This is a genomic window from Bradyrhizobium sp. MI1.4 (assembly GCF_055811315.1).
The window spans coordinates 1-2140 of sequence record NZ_JBVVPP010000114.1 but is presented as its reverse complement, the minus strand read 5'-3'; the positions used below and the strand labels follow the sequence as shown (position 1 = coordinate 2140).

General features: G+C 65.3%; 2 protein-coding genes. Both read right to left on the bottom strand.

Annotated features, from left to right (window positions below):
* Positions 1-1127, bottom strand: a 1127-nt coding sequence (locus tag AC0L23_RS39800) for an IS91 family transposase (protein ID WP_473358401.1), incomplete at its 3' end; no start/stop codon positions are given.
* A gap of 12 nt (positions 1128-1139) precedes the next feature.
* Entirely contained in the window at positions 1140-2015 is an 876-nt protein-coding gene (locus tag AC0L23_RS39795; protein WP_247542910.1) for a tyrosine-type recombinase/integrase, read from the bottom strand.
* Positions 2016-2140 lie beyond the last annotated feature (125 nt).

Here is a 2140-nt window from a genome sequence, read left to right as displayed (position 1 = left end):
ACCTCGATGACGATCATGCGGCCGCCGCAGCATGGACACGGTGGCTTGCCGCTGTCGACGATGGTCTCGGTCGGTTCATCCTCACGATCGCTGACGGCGAGCAGTTCGCGCGCGCGTGCGACATTGTCGGCGCAGACGCCCCGTGCGAGCAGGCCGTAATGGCGGATGCGGTGAAGGCCTTTTGGCAGCACGTGGATGAGGAAGCGGCGGATGAACTCGTCTGTGGCGAGCGTCATCCGCTTTTGCCGGTCGCGGCCTTCGACCCGATAATCCTTCCATCTGAAGGTGACATCGTGCTGGTCGAGGGCGATCAGGCGGCTGTTGGCGATGGCGACGCGGTGAGTATAGCGCGACAGATAGGCCAGCACGGCTTGTGGTCCGCCGAACGGACGCTTGGCATAGACGACCCATTCCGTCTTGCGCGACGCTGCAAGCAATGCGGCGAATGATTGCGCTGCAGCGAGATGAGCGTCGTTGCCGAAGAAGCTCAGGCGCCCGGCCTGGTGGAGGGCGGCGAGGCGACCTAGGAACAGCCGCCGAAACAGGCGTGAGAGCACGCGCACCGGCAGGAAGAACCCCGGCCGGCAGGACACCCAGCGCTGTCCGTCGGGCGAGATGCCGCCGCCCGGCACGATCATGTGCACATGCGGGTGGTGGGTCATGGCCGAGCCCCAGGTGTGCAGCACGGACGTGATACCGATCCTGGCGCCGAGATGCTTCGGATCTGCGGCGATCGTCAGCGTCGTCTCGGCCGAGAGCTTGAACAGGAGATCGTAGATGATGGCCCTGTTCTGGTAGGCGATGTCGGCGATCCGGGCCGGCAGCGTGAACACGACGTGATAATATGGCACCGGCAGCAGCTCGGCTTGGCGATCGGCGAGCCACTGCTTCGCCGCGGCGCCCTGGCACTTCGGGCAGTGCCGGTTGCGGCAGGAGTTGTAGGCGATGGACGTGTAGGCGCAGTCCTCGCAGCGCGCGACATGGCCGCCGAGCGCCGCCGTGCGGCAGCTCTCGATCGCCGACATCACCTTCAACTGGTCGAGGCTGACACGGCCGGCATGGGCCTGCCGCCATGCCGGGCCACGGTCGCGGAAGATATCCGCAACCTCCAGAGCCGGACGAGACACGCCGGCCTCGCGTCAGCCGGGCGGCCGGGCCTCCTTCAGCTTGATCGCGATGTGCTCCAACGGGCTCATGACCTCGCTGATCGTCTTGGTGGCGACGCGGGTATAGAGCGCGGTCGTATCGAGCTTGGCGTGACCGAGCAGAACCTGGATCACGCGCACGTCGATGTTCTGCTCCAAGAGATGAGTGGCGAAGCTGTGCCGCAAGGTGTGCAGCGAGACCCGCTTGTTGATCTCCGCCATCTGGGCAGCGGCGTGGCAGGCGCGGTTGAGCTGGCGCGTGGTCATCGGCTGGGCCGGATCGCGGCCAGGGAAGAGCCAGCCCTGTGGCCGTGCCGCCTTCCACCAGGCGCGCAGCAGATCGAGCAGGTGTGGGGAGAGCATGACGTTACGGTCCTTGCCGCCCTTGCCCTGTTCGACCCGGATGATCATCCGCTTGCTGTCGATGTCGGAGATCTTGAGCGAGACGACCTCGTTGGCCCGCAGGCCGGCGCCATAGGCTACGCTGAGCGCCGCCTTGTACTTGAGCCCCGGTGCCGCATCGAGCAGGCGCGCCACTTCTTCCGGGCTCAGCACCACCGGCAGCTTGCGCGGCTCGTGAATGACGTGGGTGTGCTCGACGATCTCGTTGCGCTTGAGCGTAACCTTGAAGAAGAACCGCAGCGTCGAGACGGTCTGGTTGATAGTCGGCACGCCAACGCCGCTCGATGCCAGATGCAGCTGGTAGCGCCGCACGTCCTCAAAACTCGCCGTATCCGGCGATCGCCCGAGGAATACCGCGAAGTTCTTGACCCTCTGCACATAGTCATGTTGGGTCTTCGGCGCGAACTTGCGGATCGTCATGTCTTCGATCATGCGCCGCCGCAACGGGCTCGTGGCCTCGTCGGTCATGGGGATGCTCCTGTCTTGGGTGAAGGTTGCGAACCCCTCATCTCAAGACAGGACGCCTCGTTGCGCTATCCTCTCAGCCGCGCTGCCGGCCGTCGTGCCTACCGCGCGAGCGGTTTAGTCCTGTG

Coding starts and splice junctions, on each gene's coding strand:
- AC0L23_RS39795 (WP_247542910.1), bottom strand. CDS start 2,015: ATGACCGACGAGGCCACGAGCCCGTTGCGGCGGCGCATGATCGAAGAC.